Origin of the sequence: Okeania sp. KiyG1 (genome assembly GCF_014132355.1) — a bacterium.
Lineage (GTDB): Bacteria > Cyanobacteriota > Cyanobacteriia > Cyanobacteriales > Microcoleaceae > Okeania.
In genome coordinates, this window is sequence record NZ_BLZO01000085.1 from 152,444 (window position 1) to 172,381 (window position 19,938).

Genomic DNA, 19,938 nt, shown 5'->3' on the forward strand with positions numbered 1-19,938 from the left:
GCTAAGGTTTAGTTAGTCTGAAAAAATATTGGGGGGGATAGAGAAATTATTGAGACGAAAGAAATAGGAGTTAATCCAATGCTAAATCATTCATTTCAACAACCACGCAGAAATCTTTCTAGTCGTTCGTTTAAAAATCAAGATTTGAGAGGTGCAGATTTCTCTTATGCAGATATTAGAGGAGCAGATTTTACTGGGGCAAATCTTAGGGATGCTAAGTTCAACTATGCTTTAGCAGGATTAACAAAACCTCAGACTAGACTTATTTTTATTTTGGTAGTTATCCTATCTATAGTTGCAGCTATGGCTGTATATGTTGCTGGTTATATTCCGATCAAATTTATTCTTAATCAAATAAACCAATCAATTCCTATTTATATCAGTTTAGTTCTTTTAATTCTGCAAGAACTTGGAAGTATTGGCTTATTAGTAGTCGCAATTCGTCAAGGAGTTCAAAGAGCTATAGGATATTTATTTCCTGTAATTTCTCTAATGATAATAACAATTCCAATATTGGCAGTATTTGGCGTGCCTGAATATCAAGTTATGGAATGGTTGATTTTTTTTGGAGGATGTTTAAGCTTTTTAGGAATTTTTGTATTAATTTTTAGTCTTAGTTTAGCAGTAGCTTTAGCTGAAATTATTTCTGGTAAGTGGTTGGCAAATATAGTGTTTATTGGAACAGTTACTCTGTCTATTGGAGGAATTATTACTAAAATTTTGCACGACTATGACCGAGATAATATGACTCTTTGGTGGGTAGCTATTATCCTATCTGTAGGTATCTCCTTAACTTTTATATTAATAGCTCAATATCTGGCAAAAAAGATATTAGCCGAAGACGAAAAAAATATTTTTATCCGACAATTAGCTGTTGCCATTGGAACTATAGGAAGCACCAATTTTGAAAATGCTAATTTAACCGATGCCGACTTTAGTCATGCCATTCTCAAAAGCACAAATTTTCGATTTGCTAATACTACTAGAACATTCTGGCGAGAAACCAAATATTTAAAATTTGCCAGAGTCGAAGCAACTATATTAGTAGATATAAAAGTCAGAGAATTATTAATAACTGGATATGGAAGAGGCCAACAATATATAGGAGCAAACTTAAGAGGGGCAAACCTCATGTGTGCCGATCTGAGTAACGCCAATTTAAAACTAGCAAACTTAGGGGAAGCTTCCCTAAAAGCTGCTTGTTTAAACAATGCAAATTTAACAGAAGTATCAGCAATAGGCACTAATTTTACCAACGCTCAAATGTCAGGAACTTGCTTAGAAGCTTGGAATATTGACTACACTACTATCCTCGATTATATTGAATCAAAATATATCTATTTATTAGAGGAACCATTACCAGAAACTTGCGATAGAGAGCGTCGCCCTAGTAGTGGATATTTTCAACCGGGAGACTTTACAAAATTATTCACAGAAGTCTTGAATACTGTGGATTTAATTTTCCGAAATGGGGTGGATGCTAAAGCTTTTGTGTCATCTTTCCAACAGATACAAGTGGAAAAAGAGGGCATACCGATGAGAATTCAAAGTATGGAAAATAAAGGTGATGGAGTAGTGGTAATTAGAATTGATGTCCCCCCAGAAACGGAGAAAGAAAAAATACATCGGGAGTTTCTGCAATTATATGATGAAAATTTGAGAGTGCTAGAGGAAAAATATCAGAAAGAATTGCAAGAAATCAAACGACAGATAAATCAAAATATTCAGGAAGGTGAGAGAAAATATCAGATAGAGTTGGCAGAAATAGAGAGAAAATATCAGATAGAGTTGGCAGAAATAAAGAAACAAAATGTTCGTTCAGAAGAGCAAAAGAATTACATGATGTCTTTGGTTGACCAGATATTTCAAAAATCAACATCTTCTAATTATTTGGTGACTCTCAATTTTGAAGCGGGAAATTTTGAAACAGGTTTTCCAGTTATTAGAGCAAATATTTGGTCAGACTCTCATCCTTTACCAATTTCTTTTAGGGGTAACCTAACCCCCAAATTAGAAATTCCTCAGCTATATCAAGACTGGAGAGAAAAATATGAACAATTAACAGAATTACATAGTCATTTAGGCTTGCTTCCTAGAATTAAAATGAAGAAGGAACAGACAACAAATTTTTCCAAAAAAGATATAGAGAAGAAAGCTCAGAAAATAATTAGTCAGATTCGGGAATTAGAGAAAGAGTGGCGATCGCTCCTTAATAACTGGTTGAACGATCCAAATTTTAACCGCATAGAAAAGGAGCTACGAACTAAATTTAATCCCTCAGACAAAGTAAGGTTAATTATCCAATCTGAAGATATTTTAATTCAGCGTCTTCCCTGGCACTTATGGAACTTTTTCTCAGATTATCTATTTGCTGAAACTGCTATAGGTTTGCCAGAAGCTAACCGAGTCGAAAAGTTTAATGTTGCTAGGGGAATAATCCGCATCTTAGCAATTTTTGGAGATGACAAAGGGATAAATATTGAAGCAGATAAACAATATTTATCTAGTTTATCCAGAGAAGCAGAAATTGTTTCTCTAGTTAAACCAAGTCGCCAAGAACTAGACCAAAAATTATGGGATGAAAAAGGTTGGGATATTATTTGTTTTTCTGGTCATAGTGAAAGTAAAGCTGATGGCAGTACCGGATGTTTTTATTTAGGAAATGAAACAAAAATGACAATTGAAGAATTAGAACAATCCCTGGCAACAGCTATTAGTAAAGGTTTACAATTAGCGATTTTTAATTCTTGCGATGGATTAGGTTTAGCTCGACAACTTGCTAGGTTACATATTCCGGCAATTATTGTTATGAGAGAGAAAGGGCCAGATATAGTTACCCATAAATTTTTACAGGATTTTCTAGAGTTATTTGCTAGTGGAAAATCTCTATATATTTCTGTGCGACAAGCGAGGGAAAAATTACAAGTAATAGAAGATAAATTTCCTGGTGCGAGTTGGTTGCCAGTTATTTGTCAAAATTCCGCAGAAATACCTCCTAGTTGGCAAAGTTTACAAATTTCTCATGCCAATTTTGAGGGTGGTTTGACCAAATTATTATCGTCTATTGAAACTGAAAAGTTTAAACGCCTCGCTTCAAAGCAAAAAAGTCTACTTCAACATTATTATGAATTGACAAATCTCTCAGAGTTATCTAAACATGAAGCCGAACAAATGGAAAAAATACTTGAAAGAGCAGAATCAGACGATTTACTAAATTATTGGATTGAAAAAATAGATCGCTTAGTTTATGAGGATTTAGGTTTATTTACTGAAGAAAAGCTTGACTATTATGAGAAGCAAAAAACAAGGGGTAAAGAATTTTTTGTTGATTAAGATGTAAGCATTTCCTGCGGAATGATGTTGTAGCTAGACAAATTAGGTTTAGCTCAACAAAAAATATATTTGTTGAGTTAATCTTTGGGAAGCAATCTAAGTTTTTCAACTAAATATACAAGAAACTATTTTTCTGATTAGATATCTAGCAGACTTGATAATCAGAAGCAAAAGAAAGTAATTTCTAAATCAATTCCAAAATTACCGAACTTCTGGATAAAATACTCTCCCAGAATCTTGAGAGAGCTAACCAATAAACAAAACTCATTTAATTACTCAAGAACTGTGGCTTTACCCTCCTCCTTAACTTCTTCCTGAATATCAACCTTAATTTCCTTAACAGAATCACTATCACTATTTCTTTTATCTACATCGGTCGTAATTTTCAATCCTTTAGGAGTTACTTCAAGATGAAAAAGATATCGACCGTTAATCATGTGAATTGTGGTTAAAGCTCCAATAGAAAAAATGAGAACTCCGCAAAGTGGTAAGGTCAGTTGCCAGACCGGAAACTTTTGCTTCATAAAATACTTACCTCGTGGTTAAATAAATGTATTTTTTAGAGAGAGTTCCTACTAACTTCAGACTTACTTTTAATCCCTCTATATATTTATGTGGCTTTTCAATGAGGTGTCGTGACACTGTTTCCACAAAACTACTAAAATCATCCCGCATTTATGCAATGCCTACTAAATTTAGCGATCGCCAACCAAAATCTCTAACCTTTCACAACTGCTACCAAAATTTTCACTTTCTTCTCAGGAAAGCGATCGCTAATTATCAAAAAGTAGCTTTAAAGCAAAAATTAGACAAGAAGAAAAGTATAGGTTTAACTTATCAAGTAAGCTATTAAAATTGTTTATTCTTATTAAACAAGTCCTGATTTTTCCCAAATCATTACAAAATATTTCACGAACTTGCGTTATTTCAGCAATTTGGTATCATACTGATACATAGCTTATTGTGCCAATGTTGTATTTAAAAATAAGAAATTTTGTCTAAAAAAAGCTACAACCTTCTATTTTTCGTAAATATAGAGTGCAAAAATTTATACTTTCTCCACGGTTGAATAAATCTCAAAAAAACAAATTTTGAATAGGTATTAGTGCTTAAGCAATTATAGCCATTGACAGATTTCTTTTTATAGGGTAAAAAAAAATTTTACTTCAAGATAAAATATGTCAGAAATGTCCAGATAATGCTCGATCTATAATTTTGTTCTTAGAGCGATCGCCAATCAAAATTTTTAATCTCAACTTCAAGAGGCGATCGCGCAAAATTATAGTGGTTTTCATAACAATGAAACACAGACTAAGAACTGCAATTTTTGTAGAGACCCTCTATGGAAAGTCTCTACTATGGTCTAACAAAACTCAAACCTATGCGGGATAATGTGAACAAAGCAGCCAGATTTGTTATCAACTGCTTCATTTAGCATCAAATGGGTACAGTAGTTTTTGGGTGGAATCAACTTAGAATCTAGGGTGTTTTAACCCCTAGAGACATCAATTCTATAAAAAGCAGTAAAAAAATTCTTTCAAATCTTTTGATTCCTAAATTCTGAATTATATCTTAGTGATGAAAAAACCTATACTTCATTATACAGGGCAAATATCCCTATTATGGGACTAGCAAAAAAATAGACTACCAGCTAATTGATAGAGTAGAGATTGCTTCGGCTGGCTTGACTATTTCCGATTGAGATTGAGTCTCATGTTACCGCCTCGATTCGGACAGCCACGGAACTTTTTATACACTAATAATCGGTACTTTATTAAGTTGCAAATCCCTATTCTCGCTCCTTATTCCCTACTCCCTACTCCATTATTTATAAGTATTCAAGCAGACATGATATTATTCTTCTACCAAAGGGAATAATTCTAACTGATAACGATACAAGGCTACGGGATGATTACCTGCTACAAAATAATCAGGGTCTTGAGGTGATAAATAAATAGCAGTTATCTGATTTGCCTCAATTATTTCTCCTTGATTTTCATCGAGAATGTGATGATAATCTGTAGTTGTTTCTACCTCATTTAAGTAAATCATAGTCTCACCCTGAAATAGTTGCTGAGTTATTTCGCAGGTAATAAAATTATCTAGGTTTAATTGTTCCCTTGCCCTATTGGTAATAACTGAAACTAACTCTAGATTATCTCGCAAAATAGTTGTCTGACGATTAGGATTATTTTGGTCAATTTTTACAGATAAAATTGCATCGTCGCCCAAAAGTGCTTTGCCAATATTTAATCCGTTAAATTCTCGATCTGCAATAACTGCTTCTGGGGGTAAGTCTGATTTTTCAGTAGACCAATATATGGGCAAATTAATTAATTTTTTTGGGGATATTTCTTCGATATTCAAGTTTGGCTCGAACTTAAGAAATCGAACTTGAAAATTTACTGATTTATGCAAATATTTACGATTATTTTCAAAGCCTGGCGTAACAATTTCTGGGGCTAACGGTGCAACCATATCTATTAAAGTACTTTTAACATTCCAATTTCCTGCCATCCAGTCTGGATAAATTAAGTCTTCTTTAGCAATGCTAATTGATGGTTTATTTTCCCAGTGAGGAAAATCATTAATTCTGGAAGTAAGCGTTTCTGCTATTGCATTATTAGCCCTCAGCAAAATCATTGTAGTTAAACATAAACTCCAAATTACTTGCCATAATTTTTGATGATTTTTCTAGATTTTTGCATTATTATAGTCGAGATTATTTTTTGAATAATTTCCTAGTGTACCATTTTTATTAGACATCTCCGGAAAAGAGGGAGTAGGGTTCAACAATTAATAATTAATAATTAATAATTAGGGTTTGCGCTCAAAAGTCTTTTTGCTGAGGCAGGGAATAGGGAATAGGGAATAGGGAATAGTTAAGAGTCAGGAGGAACGGGGAGTTATAGAGAAGGTGATCGTTAATGATAGCAAGAGTGATTTTTCTGCCCCCCTCACCCCAAAATCCTCACTTTTTCAGCATGAAGAGCTAAAACAGGCGCACAATTTATAGACCCAAAAAGGCTAAAAGCTTTATCTGTAAATGCTTTTAGATTTAATCAGCAAGCCCTAATTAATAATTACCTCTCCTTGAAAACAAGAGGATTGACAAAGAGATGAAAATTTTTTATCTCTTGGTCGATTGGATATGGCGAGGTCTCCTCACTGGCCGACCATGGACCAAGAGAAAAGAGACTATTCCTTATGTCAAGCTCCTTATTACAGAGGTACTGTTTTGCTACTGCACAACTCCGTTAACGCTCCGCGACTGAACAGCGTAGCTCCTCCGGAAGAGGCTAACTGATAACTGATAACTGATAACTGAAATGACTCATTCCTCCTGACTCCTGAGGACTCAAAACAGTTATTTATTAAATTGATATAATACCTAAACCTACCACTCAATACCTACCACTCAATACCTACCACCTACCACCTAATTATATTCAAGTATCTTGATAATTTAAAAATGAACTTAAAGTAACACAATCTCCTTGTTCTTGAGATTCAAATAAGGCTTCTTCTGCTGCTAAAAACAGACTACTAGGTTCATTTTCGCTAGGAATTGTACAAGCAATTCCCATACTCATAGTTACTATAGAATTAGGTAAATTAGTCAATATATCTCTATCAGGAGATAAAGTTAGTTCTTTGATTTCCCGAATAATTATTTCAGCAATAGAAATTGCTTTTACGCCATCTATTTTCGGCAAAATTATTATAAACTGTTCGTTTTCTTTGTTGAAATGTATATTTTTAATATCCTGTAAAATTAGAGAAATTTTTTTGATATAATTTGTAAACAATTCTGACTAAATTTAGTTCCATATTGATTTTGATAAACTGTATAATTATCTATTTCACCTAAAATCAAAGCAATAGGATAATTTTCAGCGACTATATTATCCCATTCTATCTTAGTGTAGAAGTTAAAAAAATCATGATTACTCATTTTTACAGAATTAATATTTGTAAAAACTTGTGGATGTAGATCGTCTTGATTTTTGTTTTTTTCTGTCACAGTTCTACCGCTTGTAACCCCTAATTTTTGCCCTTGAAAATAGAGAGAATATAACTTACAGCAAGGAACACAAATATTTCCATCTATTTTGACTAATCCTAAATTTTCTAGTTGATAAGTAATAATCGGTTCCAATTGAATATTTGTTGGTTCTGTAATTAGCTGTGTAAATGTAGCTGCCAGTGCTGATTGTTTTTGCAATACCATCCATAAACTGCGTAAATAATCACTATAAATTCCTCTTTGAGTAGGAGCATCTCTTAATAATTCTTCAAAAGTTAAATTGTGATGATATAAATTATCTAAAGCTAGATGTACTAAATAGGGATGTCCGCCTACTAAATTCATCAGTTCTTGTATTTGTTCTTCCTGCAACTTCAGTCCATAACGTTGAGCAAAATCTTTAACTTGTTCTTGTGTAAATTCAGATAATTTAATGGCTAAACCAAGATTAAATGGCGATTGATTCACACTTAATGAAACATATATTTCAGTAGTATGAACTAACACTAATCGTAGTTTTTTCCAAATTTCTACTATCCGAGCTTGTTCATGCCAAAATCGTAATAATGGTAAAAAATCCTGAGTAATTTTAGTATATTTAAAGACGCAATTAACTTCTTTAAAAATCAACACTACAGGAGTATCAATTTCATGTAATAATTCTTCAACAAAAATCGTACAACATACTTTATATCCTATATCTTCGTCCCAATAATCATCTATATTATAAGTAGATTTTATCTGTCTAGTAAGATTAATACAAAACCAACGTAAAAATTTTTCTGTACTCTCAAAAACTGCTGTATCAGTCTCTAAAAAATCTATAGTGATGATTCGGTAATCTAAAGTTTTAGTATAGTTAATCAATCGTAGTAGGAAAGAAGTTTTTCCTACTTGCCTCGGCCCTCTAATCCTAATCAAACTACCTGGAGTAGCAATTTCTTGATATGCATGTTCTTCGCAAGGCGATCGCTCAATATAAAATCTGGAGTTAAGTGCTATAGGTGCTCCGGGACGATCTGGCCTAGGAGCTATACTTTCTGAGTGAGGAATATATGTCATCAGATTTAAAAGATTTTGTATACATTTATAGCAATTTTAGCTTTATTAGACTACAGTTCTATATCAGCTCTCTACAAGGATTATAGTTTTTACTGAGTATTCTATCTTCCTGAAAACTGCTCTAATTTATATTCAGATATAGCTAGTTTAAATGAATCGTGAAAAACTCAAAAATAGGTGAATTTTTTGTAATTCCTACCCTTGCTTTATAGTTCCTAAATTATATGGATATTCTCTAACAGTTCCAAATCTAAGGCTGATTTTATTTGTATAAATCTCATACTATTTGATTTCGTATTTACATTCTCAATTTAACTCAATATCTAATTTTATATTTGTCTTTATTACTAAATACTTAATAATACTAATACTACCGGAAAATTGATAATTTATATGTAAGCATTTCCTGCGGAATGCTGCGCAAACAGCTATTAGCTGTCAGCTCTCAGCTCTCATGAGGCGAATTTAATTAATATAGACTGTTTCAGCCAGCTTTTATAGTAGAATTTAATTCAGACTCAATTAGTAAAGCTTTTATCTAGAACTAAAAAAAAGCAATAGCTGAAGTCCGTAGTTCCTCCGCAGGAGGCTGGCTGATGGCTGATAACTGACGCCTGAATGCTTAGATTTATATATTTTAAGATCGATTATTCAAACATTTTGAATAATACCAAATTCAAGAAAGATTGTTACAGTAAAGTCCCGTGCAAAAGCATAGGAACATTTACACTTGTTCTCTTTCATTTCTACCACCTAACACCTAACATCTAGAAATCAACCAATGTAGCAATATTTTTTGAAAATGGTATAAAAATCTCCAGAAAAGAGGGAGTAGGGAGTAGGGACCCACCCCTAACCCCTACTAGGAGGGGAAAAAGGAACCCACCCTAACCCCTCCTAGGAGGGGAAAAATTGATAATTTATGTACGATAATTGATTTGATTTTTTATTATTGGAGATGTCTAATAAAAATCTATAATGAACAAACTATTTTCTACCTTCCACTCTTTCCTCCTGTCTTGCTGCCATCAAATTATTAGTATTCAGTCGAACAAAATATAACCGGTCAATAAATAGTCACAACCAACAGCACGAATACTAACATTTTCTAACTCAATAGCTTCCGTCATATTAATTAATCCTAAATCTCCCACAGGTGAAGGTGCTCCTTTCCCACCAATAATTTTAGGAGCAATAAAAGTCCATATTTTCTGCACCGCACCATCAGCGATCGCCCTTGCTGCCAAAGTCCCCCCGCATTCCCAAAGTACAGAAAGAAATCCGCGATTGTAGAGATTTTCCATCACCTTTGTCGGAGTCAATAATGAAACTTCTACTACTTCAACCCCTTTTTGCCTCAAATATTGCTGAAATTCTCGATTAGACCCTACTTCTGTAAACACTAAAGTATTAGCTTCATCAACATCCCATAAATTAGCCTCTGTAGGTAAATCTAGACTGCGACTCATCACCACCCGCAAAGGATTATCAGTTTGACTGCTGCGACTCGTCAAAAGTGGATTATCTCGACGCACCGTATTACCTCCAACAATCACAGCATCACAAGCAACCCGTAACTTATGTACTTCACTCCGCGCTGCGGGTGATGTCACCCATGCACTATGACCTGTAGTAGTAGCAATTTTGCCATCAAGAGTCATAGCATATTTCAAAATTCCAAAAGGTTTTTGGTGGAGTATTCGGTGAATAAAAGCTTCATTGAGTTGACGACATTCAGCTTCTAACACTCCAACCACCACTTGAATACCAGCTTCTCGTAATTTGGCGATACCACTACCTGCAACTAAAGGGTTCGGATCGATCGTTCCAACCACAACCTTTGCCACACCTGCTGCAATTAAAGCTTCCGTACAAGGTGGCGTGCGTCCATAATGATTACATGGTTCTAAAGTTACATAGACAGTAGCTCCTTTTGCCTTTTCACCTGCCTCCTTGAGAGCAAAAACTTCTGCATGAGGATGACCTGCGCCAGGATGAAACCCTTTTCCCACAATTTGGCCATTTTGAACGACCGCACAACCTACCATGGGATTAGGGGCAGTTTTACCTAAAGCACGTTGGGCCAGCTCTAGACAATAACCCATGATTACCTGGTCAAATTTTTGTTGATTTTCACTTCGATCTAATTCTGACATCTTCAAATTTTTAGCTTCAAAGTACAAATTAAATAGACTTCTTGCAAAAGTCAGGGAATGGAGTTGAAATCTCCTTTCCGTTCCGGAATGCTTCTTCAACAATTAATAATTAATAATTAATAATTAATAATTATGGTTTGCTGAAAAAGTCTTTTAGTCGTGTTATGAGGCAGGAGAAAGGAGACAGGAGACAGGATAAATGGGAATTAGCGAGGAGGTATAAGTAAGAATTTTCCCTTGATTTTTCTGTTCAACTATGCGTCTAAAATACTAACTTTTTGAGCGTTTTAGACTGAAACAGGTGCACTTTTTAAAGGCCCCAAAAAGGCACTTGTTTTTATATGTCAACTAAGCATTTCCTGCGGAATGCTGCGCAAACAGCTATTAGCTGTCAGCTAGCCTCCTGGGTCGGAACTGCGGACTTCAGCAACAAGACTCTTTCTTATGGGACAGTGTTTAAATTAAAATAGACTTTAAGAGCTAGGGAGCCAACTTTTGTAGTAAGACAATTAATAAAGCTTTTAGTTTTAGATAAAAGCTTTACTAATTTAGGCAGAATTTATACTTAACTATAAAAGCTGGCTGAAACAGTCTATATTCATTAAAACCTCATCATGATAGCTGATAGCTGACTGCTAATAGCTGAATGCTTACGATAGGATTGACTAATAATGAAAATTTTTTCTTCTCTTGGTCGATTGGATATGACGAGGAGACCAGCTCTTGACAGAGCCGCTCCGAATTGCGCCATCCCACCCTACGGGAAGCTCCGCTTTTTCCGTTTGTCATGCTGCGCAAACATGTCGGCGACAGCCGTTAACGTAGTTATGCGAAGCAAAACGGCCGCTTGTTTCTTCTTTAAAGGAGAAGCATTTTACCTTAATTAGGGCTTGCTGAATAAATCTCAAAGCATTTACAGGTAAAGGTTTTAGACTTTTTAGGTCTAGAAATTGTACCTGATTTTCAGCCCTTCATGCTCAAAGAAAGAGCGTATTTTGGGCCAGAGTTGGGCAAAAAAATACTCCCGTACGGACGCCCTTATGCAACGTCCCTACCCTACTCCCCTACTCCCCTTTTCCCCTCCTGGGAGGGGAGGGGCGAGGGTGGGTCCCCTACTCCTTAAAAAAGACTTTTTCAGCAAACCTTAATTAGGGCTTGCGCTCATAAATCTAAAAGTCAGGATAGCTAAAGTAATGAAGCTTTTTATATTCAATTTATCTCCTAAGTTATTGGCTACTTTGGCATTAATTTACTGAAATTTTCTGCTGAAATTCAAGAAAATTTCTTCACATAAAATTGCCGAAACCATTTCCTGTTCCTCACAAATCGACCCGTCCCCGCGTCTGGTGCGTCCCCCTGTCCTACCCCCGCCAACCAATTTTTTCAGCAGACCTTAATTATTGCGTAAGGGAGGGTGTCTCAAAAAAAATCTGCTGATTGCTGTTTGCGCAGCATTCCCCAGGAAAAGCTGACTGCTGAAGTGCTTCTTTAACTATTTTTAAGACGCTCCATTAATGCTTCAAATCTAGACTTAGCTACTGCACTATTGTCTGTTAATTTTTCAGTATTATCATTCCTATAATTATCTTGATAAAGCAAATCTTGATGTTCGCTAAAGCGAGTTACAGTACCTCGTAATCGAGTCGATAAAAATTTAGTAATTGCTCGATAAAATCTTAGAGAAAATAATACATCTTGCTCTAACTTTTCATTTAATTTTTGTTTAGGGATAGACAGAATTAAAGTATTTTCTATCGCCTTTACAGTAGCAGATGGTAATCGACCATCTACAAAAGACATCTCTCCCAAAATTTCACCAGAAGTAATAATACCTATTTCTTGATTTCCCACACCAGCTACATAAGCTTTCATTGTGCCATCAAGTACAATATAAAGAGCATCAATTGGTTGACCTTCATGGATTAATACAGTGTTAGTAGTAATTTTTTCCTTACTACCATTAGCAATCATCCAATCAATGTCACCATTGCTTAATTCCCCTAAAATAGCTAACACTTTACTCATAGGATATTTGTTTAATAATACATATTTCTCAATAGACATCTCCAAAAATCAAAAATAGAATCAATTCTTATCCATAAATTATCAATTATTTCCCCCTGTTGCCTGTTGCCTGTTGCCTGTTGCCTCTTTTCTGGAGATGTCTAATGACTGAACTTAAATATTTAACTGGACATAATACATTAAACCTGAAACGGCGATTTATTCTTACTATACAGATTTTACCAATATTAATACCAATGATCGAAAATGATACTATAAAAAGGAATTTGGAATTTTATGCCTACTAAGAGGCCGATCGTCATATTTCTTACCGAAATATTGTGGTTTAAAGCCTCCCCTTTTAAGGGGATAATAAATAAAAATTTTCCTGTTCGTCAATCCTCTTCTTTTCAAGGAGAGGTAATTCTTAATTCTAAATTATTAATTCTTAATTCTAAATTCTTGAACTCATCTCTATCATTCATTTTTCTTCTTTTTTCTCCCTTACCTTTTTACGAAATTGTTTAAGCCAACAATTAGTACTAAATAACTACTAGGAAAACTTTTTTGCCTTTACCACGCTCCAGTAGAATGCCACCACCATTCCTATTCATTAATGGATAATGGATAATGGATAATGGATAATTACCGAAAAATTGTGGTATAAAGCCTCCCCTTTTAAGGGGATAAAAAGAAAAAATTCTTTTGAGTCAATCCTATCCGTTTTAAAGGAGAGTTCATTAATTGATAATTGATAATGGATAATGGATAATTACCTCGGGTTTTAACCGTTACGGAATTGAATATAAGGAAATATTATTTCTTTATTTCCCCGATCAAGGTGAGGCTTCAAGGCGCGAATTATTTAATTATTAATTATTAATAATTCGGTAATTCTAAATTCTTAATTCTTGAACTCTGGTTAAAACCGTCCTCGATTGAATATAAGGAAATATTATTTCTTCTCTTGGTCTCATGGATATGGCGCAGGTTTCGGAGCCATCCCACCCTACGGAAAGCTCCGAAGATAGAACTCCGTTCCGCTGTCGCGAACGACCGCTTTTTTACCCTTTTAGAGCGACAGCTCGCGGCGTAGCCAAGAGGAGGCTTTTAACCTGAATTATTTAATTAATAATTGTTAATTATTAATTATTCGGTAATTTTGTAAATCGAAGGGCTTGATAAATTATTGATCGCCCTGATGAGCTTAATATTTTAGATATTTAGTTTACAATACTTCACGAAGTTAGTTACTATAGTTTAAGATGAGGTTAACTTTTTCCTAGTCTATCCATAGACCAGATAATTTACCACTTTGAAAAGAGTTATAAAAACTAATAATCCTGATAAGGAGTTAAAATATAACCATGACTTACAATTACCCTTCAACTACTGAGAAAAATTTAGAAAATTATCTTGAGATAGATAAACCAGATAAACCAGAAGAAGCTTGTGGTGTTTTCGGAATTTACGCCCCAGAAGAAGATGTAACTAAACTCACCTATTTTGGCTTATATGCATTACAGCATCGAGGTCAAGAGTCTGCAGGAATTGCTACTTTTCAAGACAATAAAGTTTACATACATAAAGGAATGGGGCTAGTATCTCAAGTATTTAATGAGTCCATCTTACAGCAGTTGCCTGGTAATATAGGAATTGGTCATACTCGTTATTCCACTACAGGATCTAGCCAGATTATTAATGCTCAACCTGCTCTTGTTGAGACTCCTCTTGGACCTTTGGCGATAGCACATAATGGCAATCTTGTCAATACACAAGCATTAAAAAAAGAACTAATCAACCGTGGATGTAACTTTAAAAGCACCACAGATTCAGAAATGATTGCATTAGCGATCGCCACAGAAGTTAAAACTGGTAAAAGCTGGCTAGAAGCTGCTATTAGTGCTTTTCATTTATGTAAAGGAGCTTTCAGTTTAACAATTGGTACTCCAGAAGGTCTGATGGGAGTACGCGACCCCCACGGTATACGGCCCCTCGTGATTGGTACTTTAGAAGATACCAACCCAAAAAGATATGTCCTCGCCTCAGAAACCTGTGCTTTAGATATTATTGGAGCAGAATATCTCCGAGATGTTGAACCTGGAGAATTAGTTTGGATTACAGAAGAAGGTATGGCTTCGTTCCACTGGAATCAGAAACCACAAAGGAAGCTATGTATTTTTGAAATGATTTATTTTGCCCGTCCTGACAGCTTGATGGAAGGTGGTAGTTTATACAGCTACAGACTAAAAATAGGACGCCAGTTAGCAAGAGAATCTTTAGTAGAGGCAGATATGGTAATAGGCGTTCCTGATTCTGGTATTCCAGCAGCCATAGGTTTTTCTCAAGAATCAGGCATTCCCTATGCTGAAGGATTAATCAAAAATCGCTACGTTGGTCGTACCTTTATTCAACCAACTCAACATATGAGAGAATCAGGTATCCGAATGAAACTTAACCCTCTTAGAGATGTATTAGAAGGTAAGCGATTGATTATAGTTGATGATTCCATTGTGCGTGGCAACACCAGTAAAAAAATCGTTAAAGCTTTGCGAGATTCTGGCGCAACAGAAGTTCACATGAGAATTTCTTCTCCACCAGTAACTCATCCCTGTTTTTATGGCATTGATACAGATAACCAGGAGCAATTAATTGGAGCCACAAAATCAGTTGCAGAAATTGCCAAACAAATAGGTGTTGACTCTCTAGCATACTTGAGTTGGGAGGGGATGTTAAGAACAACGGATGAAGATCCTAAGACTTTTTGTTCTGCCTGTTTTACTGGTGACTATCCTATTCCTTTACCAGAAAAATTGAAGCGTTCAAAATTAATGCTAGAAAATCCAGTTCAAGTTTAAATAGTTTGGACTTTGGACAAAAAAAAGTAGTTAGCGTAATAGTTACACTAACTACCAAAATTAAGGTTTAAAGACCGAATTCATACTGGAATTATCTTTGTTTTTGACATTATTTATCATCCCGAAGATCATAGGATGGGTCTGGTTCAATTTCTCCACCAAAACAAATATCTAAATAACTTTCTTGAAGGGAATGAACAACTCTCTCCAACTCATCAATAAGATTCCTTCGACTCATTTTTTCAACTGCATCAATATGAGCTTCACTACCCGCTTTGCCTAAATATTTATATTTAGTTTTTTCTGACTATCAGTAGCCATAGGAAAAATCGGTGAAGCAGATTGTAATTTATAATAATAGTAAAGTTTCTGATTTCTATTGACTTGATAACGGATGATATGAACTTCACGAGGAATCACCTCTCCTTCTCGTTCAATTTTCTTAATTTTCTGCTTCATCTGACGGATTAAACCCTGAATTTGTTTCCCTCTAATGGCTGCAGGTTGAGTGGTTTGCTTGGATTTCGGTGTAGACATGAGACTGAATAGTTAAGAAAGGATTTATGTTGGCGTAAAATATACACTAACATTCAGAGGTGTATTATTCACAACCATGGAAAATCAAGAAAACAGTCAATCAATCAAGGAGTTCTTATCCTGGAGGCAAAACCTTTATCATGGAGTTAATGCAAGAATTGAAACTATTATAGAATTAGTAGATGCCCTTTCATCAAACTCCATCGCAAGTTCGGTAGTAGAATTGTCTGAACATCCTTTATTTCGACGAAATTATAACAGTTTATATAAAGGAATTCAAGAATTTTTACCTGATAAAAATGATGATAATTACTCACAACAAGTTAATTACTTATTAGAGGCTGCGTCTCAAACAATTCCTACTCCAGTTTCCCGACATTTTCATTTATTTGGAATTGATACAACTCCTTGTCCACGTCCTTTTTCAGCTACATTGGCCGACAAAACTTTTATCAATTATCCCAATCCAATTAAAGGAAATAAACCCATTAGTATTGGCCATTATTATTCAGTTATATGCGCTTTACCAGAGAGAATAGCAACAGGTAATGTACCTTGGGCTGTTCCCTTATTAGGAGAAAGGGTTCCCTCGTCAGAAAAGGCTACTAACATTGGTAATAAACAACTGGAAAAAATCTTTAAAACTGCTTCTTTCTCTGGAGAGAAGTTATCAGTTTTAGTTGCTGACAGTTTCTACAGCCAAAGAAATTTTATTGGAGAACAAGTCAAGCATAAAAACTTAATTACCGTGACACGAGTGAGAAGCAATCGAGTCTTTTACCGTCAATTTATCAGGAAAGAACACCAAGCAATTACTTCAGGACATCCCCGTTGGTATGGAGATAAATTTGACCTGAAAGATGAGAATACTTGGCATGAACCTACGGAGGTTAGTCAATCCATTTTTACTACTAGAAAAGGTCGTCAATTGACAGTAACAATTTCGGGTTGGAACCAGATGTTAATGAAAGGAACTCAGAACTATAAAATGAATCGTTATCCTTTTACTTTACTACAAATTAATATTACTGATGAAGTAGGTAATCAGATTGGGAAACCGATGTGGTTAATTGTTATTGGTTCTCGACGTCAAGAGTTAAGTTTGATTGATTGCTATGAATCTTATCGGCAACGTTATGACATAGAACATCTGTTCCGATTTGGTAAACAAAGATTATTAATGACAGCTTATTCAACCCCTGATGTTGAACATGAAGAAAATTGGTTCAAATTAACATTAATTGCTTATGTTAATTTATGGGCTGCTAGGAATTTAGCCATTGTTTTACCCCGTCCTTGGGAACATTATTTGAAGACTAATAAATCAGTTAAAATCACTCCCAGTTTAGTTCAAAGAGATTTTTATCGAATAATTTCGACTTTGGGTACAATGACGACATCTCCTAAACGTCGAGGTTATTCTACCGGACGGATTAAAGGATATAAAACAACACCACGAACTCGTCATCAAGTTATCATCAAAGGCAAAAAAAAATCCAAAAAACAACGAAAAGTTTCTTAGTAGTGGGCGACAACTCTTAATTATTGCCATTTTTCAGTGATTAAATTCACTGGAGACAGAGAAATATTTCTCTAATATAGTTAGCGTAAATATTACGCTAACTGTTTTCTTTTTGTCCAAAGTCCAATAAATAGTATTATGTCTGGTTAATTAGGGTTTGCTGAAAAAGTCCTATGAGCGAGGTTAGGAGTCAGGTTAACGAAGTCAGAAGTGGCCATTCGCCCCTACATAAGTCATTTTTGTAACGGGGATTTGAGCTTCGCTCCAAAAATATTGCGCCTTAAGAGCTGATTTATAAAGTAAATATTAATAAGAGGATAAATGCTTTACAGTGTAAGGGTTCGACACTATCTAAGCCCCCAGGGCATAATTTTCCGCAAACCCATAGTAGAAAGGTGTTTCAACTCAGTTTACAAATCAGCTCTAAAAGGCGGGGTTGCGTTACCCTTATGATTTTGATAAATGGGAATTATAGAGGAGGTAGTCGGATATATTTGTCCCTAGATTTTTCCGCCCTTATCTGCTGAAAAAAAACTACACCTCTTTTCAGATTATGCAGTGGTTTTTTCAATCCAAAGTAATATTTATATCATGTTCGGATAATCAGTTATGTCATGTCCGGTAGCATCGGTATTATATAGCAAAGGTAAGGAAGAAGGAAGAGGGAAGAGGGAAGAGGGAAGAGGGAAGAGGGAAGAAGAGGGAGGAAGGCTACCCTCGCAAGAAAAAAATGCTAAATTTCCTGTAGATATTCACCCTTGGGTTTACACAAACGATTACGTTCGGACATGATTTTATAAATAAAATTTAAGGACTGACAGTACCTACAGTACCAAAGAAATACTGAAATTATCTTTACTTTTCTCCAATATTTAATAAGCATTCCTCCTTTATTCCCTCCTGACATCTGACTCCTCACAACAGTTATTTATAAGTATTCAACCGAAGATGATATAGCGTTTCTCAAAAAGCGTGAGATGCAGTTGTTTTTCTTTTTTTCTATCCCCTGTTTCTCGAATTACTACTCCCTACTCCCTACTCCCTACTCCCTACTCCCTACTCCCTAAAACAAACGATTTTTTTACCTCACCAATATGAAAATTGCTATATTACTTGCTCATATTATCAATTCTTTTTTATATTCATCCTTATTTTCTGTTTTAAATAAATCATTCATTAGCCAATCTAATAACCCCATTTCATCATCATCAACATCATAATCGTCTTTACCAAAAATTGTCAGGAAATACCTTAAACTCTTATTTTCAAGATTATCATAAACTTCTTTTCTGACTTCACTATCAGAAATATTATCGTCTTTATTAGCCTCCTTGGCTTGCTTGATTAACTCTTGAAATTTTTCTCTATCTTCTTGATTACTCATATTTTTCCTCCATTTTTATGTTAATTATAGACTTGAAGTTTAACCTTTCTAATCAATGCCTTACTAAATTATTTCATACAACTTTTACAGTTTTATACTTTTGATAATTTCTTAATACTAACGATTATTTCACATAACCTAGGTATGAAACTATTTGTAAAATATTTGAAAGTTAAATATGATAACAAATATTACTTTGTAAAATCCCCATCAGTAACCTTTGTTGGTCCTAAATATTTCCTAAGATAAGGTGAAAATACCTCATAAATTAATGTCAGTGGCTGGCCATGATGCCAAAATAAGTAATGTCGTCCCCAAAATGGTCCTAACTCTTCAAAAGCTAACTCTAATTCTCTAGAATGACCATAATAAATTCCCTGGACATCTCGATACAATTCAGTCCGCAAACGAGCCAAACTAGCCCAAATAGGCAAAGACCGATTTTGCAAATACTCATCCACATGACTCGCTTCCCACCAAGAAGCAGCATAAGCTAGTCTTTGTCCTGAAGTTGTTCTTAACCATACCTGCCGTCGCAGTCTAGGACCAGGTACAGCATTAATTAAGTCAGGGGCATTATCAAGATTCATACCAATGGGAGACATATCAATTACATCAACTTCTGTCGGTTCAGTTGTCAAAAGTTGTAAGTGACGAGTGGGAGAGCCATCTCCAAGTAGTAATATTTGCCATGCAGGTGAAAGTTGGGAGTGGGGTAGACCTTGGCGAACTACTTTTTCTCCTCCTTGCCATAACGGATCTAGGGAGTACCAAGGCTTGGGTTGTATAATAGGACTTTTGGGTGAAATAGCAGTCAATTTTTTTCTTTACAAAACTTAACTTATTGATTTCGATCATAGCGTCCCTACTCAATTCTTTCTACTAGCATCAAAATAATTAGGGTTTGCTGATGGAAGTCTTATGGGTGAGGGTAGGAGTCAGGAGGACCGAGTCAGAATTCAGGAGGAATGAGGAATTACAGAGGATGTAGTAGGAATAATTGTTCCTCAATTTTTCTGCCCTTGTCTGCTCAAAATCCTTATATTTTCAACTTA

Annotated in this window: 15 protein-coding genes; 5 read left to right on the forward strand and 10 right to left on the reverse strand. The window is 35.0% G+C overall.

Annotated features, from left to right (window positions below):
• Positions 1-78 precede the first annotated feature (78 nt).
• Positions 79-3,333 carry a pentapeptide repeat-containing protein gene (locus SAGCYANO_RS18855; RefSeq protein WP_202221469.1) on the forward strand — a complete coding sequence of 1,085 codons (3,255 nt, stop codon included), beginning with the start codon at positions 79-81 and terminating at the stop codon, positions 3,331-3,333.
• Positions 3,334-3,605: 272 nt separating this feature from the next.
• Here the strand turns inward: SAGCYANO_RS18855 and SAGCYANO_RS18860 are convergent, their stop codons facing one another.
• Complete coding sequence (locus tag SAGCYANO_RS18860; RefSeq protein ID WP_202221470.1) at positions 3,606-3,857, reverse strand: hypothetical protein; 252 nt, start codon at positions 3,855-3,857, stop codon at positions 3,606-3,608.
• 101 nt (positions 3,858-3,958) lie between these two features.
• On the opposite strand from SAGCYANO_RS18860, the gene SAGCYANO_RS18865 reads away from it, so the two are divergent.
• Positions 3,959-4,186, forward strand: coding sequence for a hypothetical protein (locus SAGCYANO_RS18865; RefSeq protein ID WP_202221471.1), 228 nt, complete (start codon positions 3,959-3,961; stop codon positions 4,184-4,186).
• Between the two features lie 1,001 nt (positions 4,187-5,187).
• Here the strand turns inward: SAGCYANO_RS18865 and SAGCYANO_RS18870 are convergent.
• The 5 genes from SAGCYANO_RS18870 to SAGCYANO_RS18890 form a co-directional block, all read right to left on the reverse strand.
• Positions 5,188-5,976 carry a DUF6816 family protein gene (locus tag SAGCYANO_RS18870; protein ID WP_202221472.1) on the reverse strand — a complete coding sequence of 263 codons (789 nt, stop codon included), beginning with the start codon at positions 5,974-5,976 and terminating at the stop codon, positions 5,188-5,190.
• A gap of 806 nt (positions 5,977-6,782) precedes the next feature.
• Complete coding sequence (locus tag SAGCYANO_RS18875; RefSeq protein ID WP_202221473.1) at positions 6,783-7,142, reverse strand: diguanylate cyclase domain-containing protein; 360 nt, start codon at positions 7,140-7,142, stop codon at positions 6,783-6,785.
• Positions 7,109-8,422: an AAA-like domain-containing protein gene (locus SAGCYANO_RS18880; protein ID WP_202221474.1), complete on the reverse strand. Its 1,314-nt coding sequence runs from the start codon at positions 8,420-8,422 to the stop codon at positions 7,109-7,111. The genes SAGCYANO_RS18875 and SAGCYANO_RS18880 overlap by 34 nt, the downstream gene beginning before the upstream one ends.
• Positions 8,423-9,465: 1,043 nt before the next feature.
• Positions 9,466-10,578, reverse strand: coding sequence for a bifunctional diaminohydroxyphosphoribosylaminopyrimidine deaminase/5-amino-6-(5-phosphoribosylamino)uracil reductase RibD (ribD, locus tag SAGCYANO_RS18885; protein ID WP_202221475.1), 1,113 nt, complete (start codon positions 10,576-10,578; stop codon positions 9,466-9,468).
• Between the two features lie 1,488 nt (positions 10,579-12,066).
• Positions 12,067-12,603 (reverse strand): cyclic nucleotide-binding domain-containing protein, encoded by a 537-nt coding sequence (locus tag SAGCYANO_RS18890; protein ID WP_202221476.1) that lies wholly within the window; start codon positions 12,601-12,603, stop codon positions 12,067-12,069.
• 1,346 nt (positions 12,604-13,949) lie between these two features.
• Between SAGCYANO_RS18890 and purF the strand changes: the two genes are divergently transcribed.
• Entirely contained in the window at positions 13,950-15,440 is a 1,491-nt protein-coding gene (gene purF / locus SAGCYANO_RS18895) for an amidophosphoribosyltransferase (RefSeq protein ID WP_202221477.1), read from the forward strand.
• Positions 15,441-15,549: 109 nt separating this feature from the next.
• Here purF and SAGCYANO_RS47735 read toward each other — a convergent pair whose 3' ends face one another.
• Both SAGCYANO_RS47735 and SAGCYANO_RS18900 read right to left on the reverse strand, forming a co-directional pair.
• The gene (locus tag SAGCYANO_RS47735) at positions 15,550-15,678 is read right to left on the reverse strand and encodes a hypothetical protein (protein WP_255502437.1); all 129 of its coding nucleotides are present in this window, start codon (positions 15,676-15,678) and stop codon (positions 15,550-15,552) included.
• Positions 15,679-15,719: 41 nt separating this feature from the next.
• The gene (locus tag SAGCYANO_RS18900) at positions 15,720-15,977 is read right to left on the reverse strand and encodes a hypothetical protein (RefSeq protein WP_202218497.1); all 258 of its coding nucleotides are present in this window, start codon (positions 15,975-15,977) and stop codon (positions 15,720-15,722) included.
• Positions 15,978-16,053: 76 nt separating this feature from the next.
• Between SAGCYANO_RS18900 and SAGCYANO_RS18905 the strand changes: the two genes are divergently transcribed.
• Complete coding sequence (locus SAGCYANO_RS18905; RefSeq protein ID WP_202218496.1) at positions 16,054-17,499, forward strand: NF041680 family putative transposase; 1,446 nt, start codon at positions 16,054-16,056, stop codon at positions 17,497-17,499.
• 609 nt (positions 17,500-18,108) lie between these two features.
• A complete protein-coding gene (locus SAGCYANO_RS18910; RefSeq protein ID WP_202221478.1) occupies positions 18,109-18,291 on the forward strand; it encodes a hypothetical protein in 183 nt (60 codons plus the stop codon).
• 325 nt (positions 18,292-18,616) lie between these two features.
• On the opposite strand, the gene SAGCYANO_RS18915 is transcribed toward SAGCYANO_RS18910, so the two are convergent.
• Both SAGCYANO_RS18915 and SAGCYANO_RS18920 read right to left on the reverse strand, forming a co-directional pair.
• Positions 18,617-18,883, reverse strand: coding sequence for a hypothetical protein (locus SAGCYANO_RS18915; RefSeq protein ID WP_202221479.1), 267 nt, complete (start codon positions 18,881-18,883; stop codon positions 18,617-18,619).
• A 191-nt stretch (positions 18,884-19,074) separates the two neighbouring features.
• On the reverse strand, positions 19,075-19,701 hold the full coding sequence (locus SAGCYANO_RS18920; RefSeq protein WP_202221480.1) for a chorismate lyase: 627 nt from the start codon (positions 19,699-19,701) through the stop codon (positions 19,075-19,077).
• Positions 19,702-19,938 lie beyond the last annotated feature (237 nt).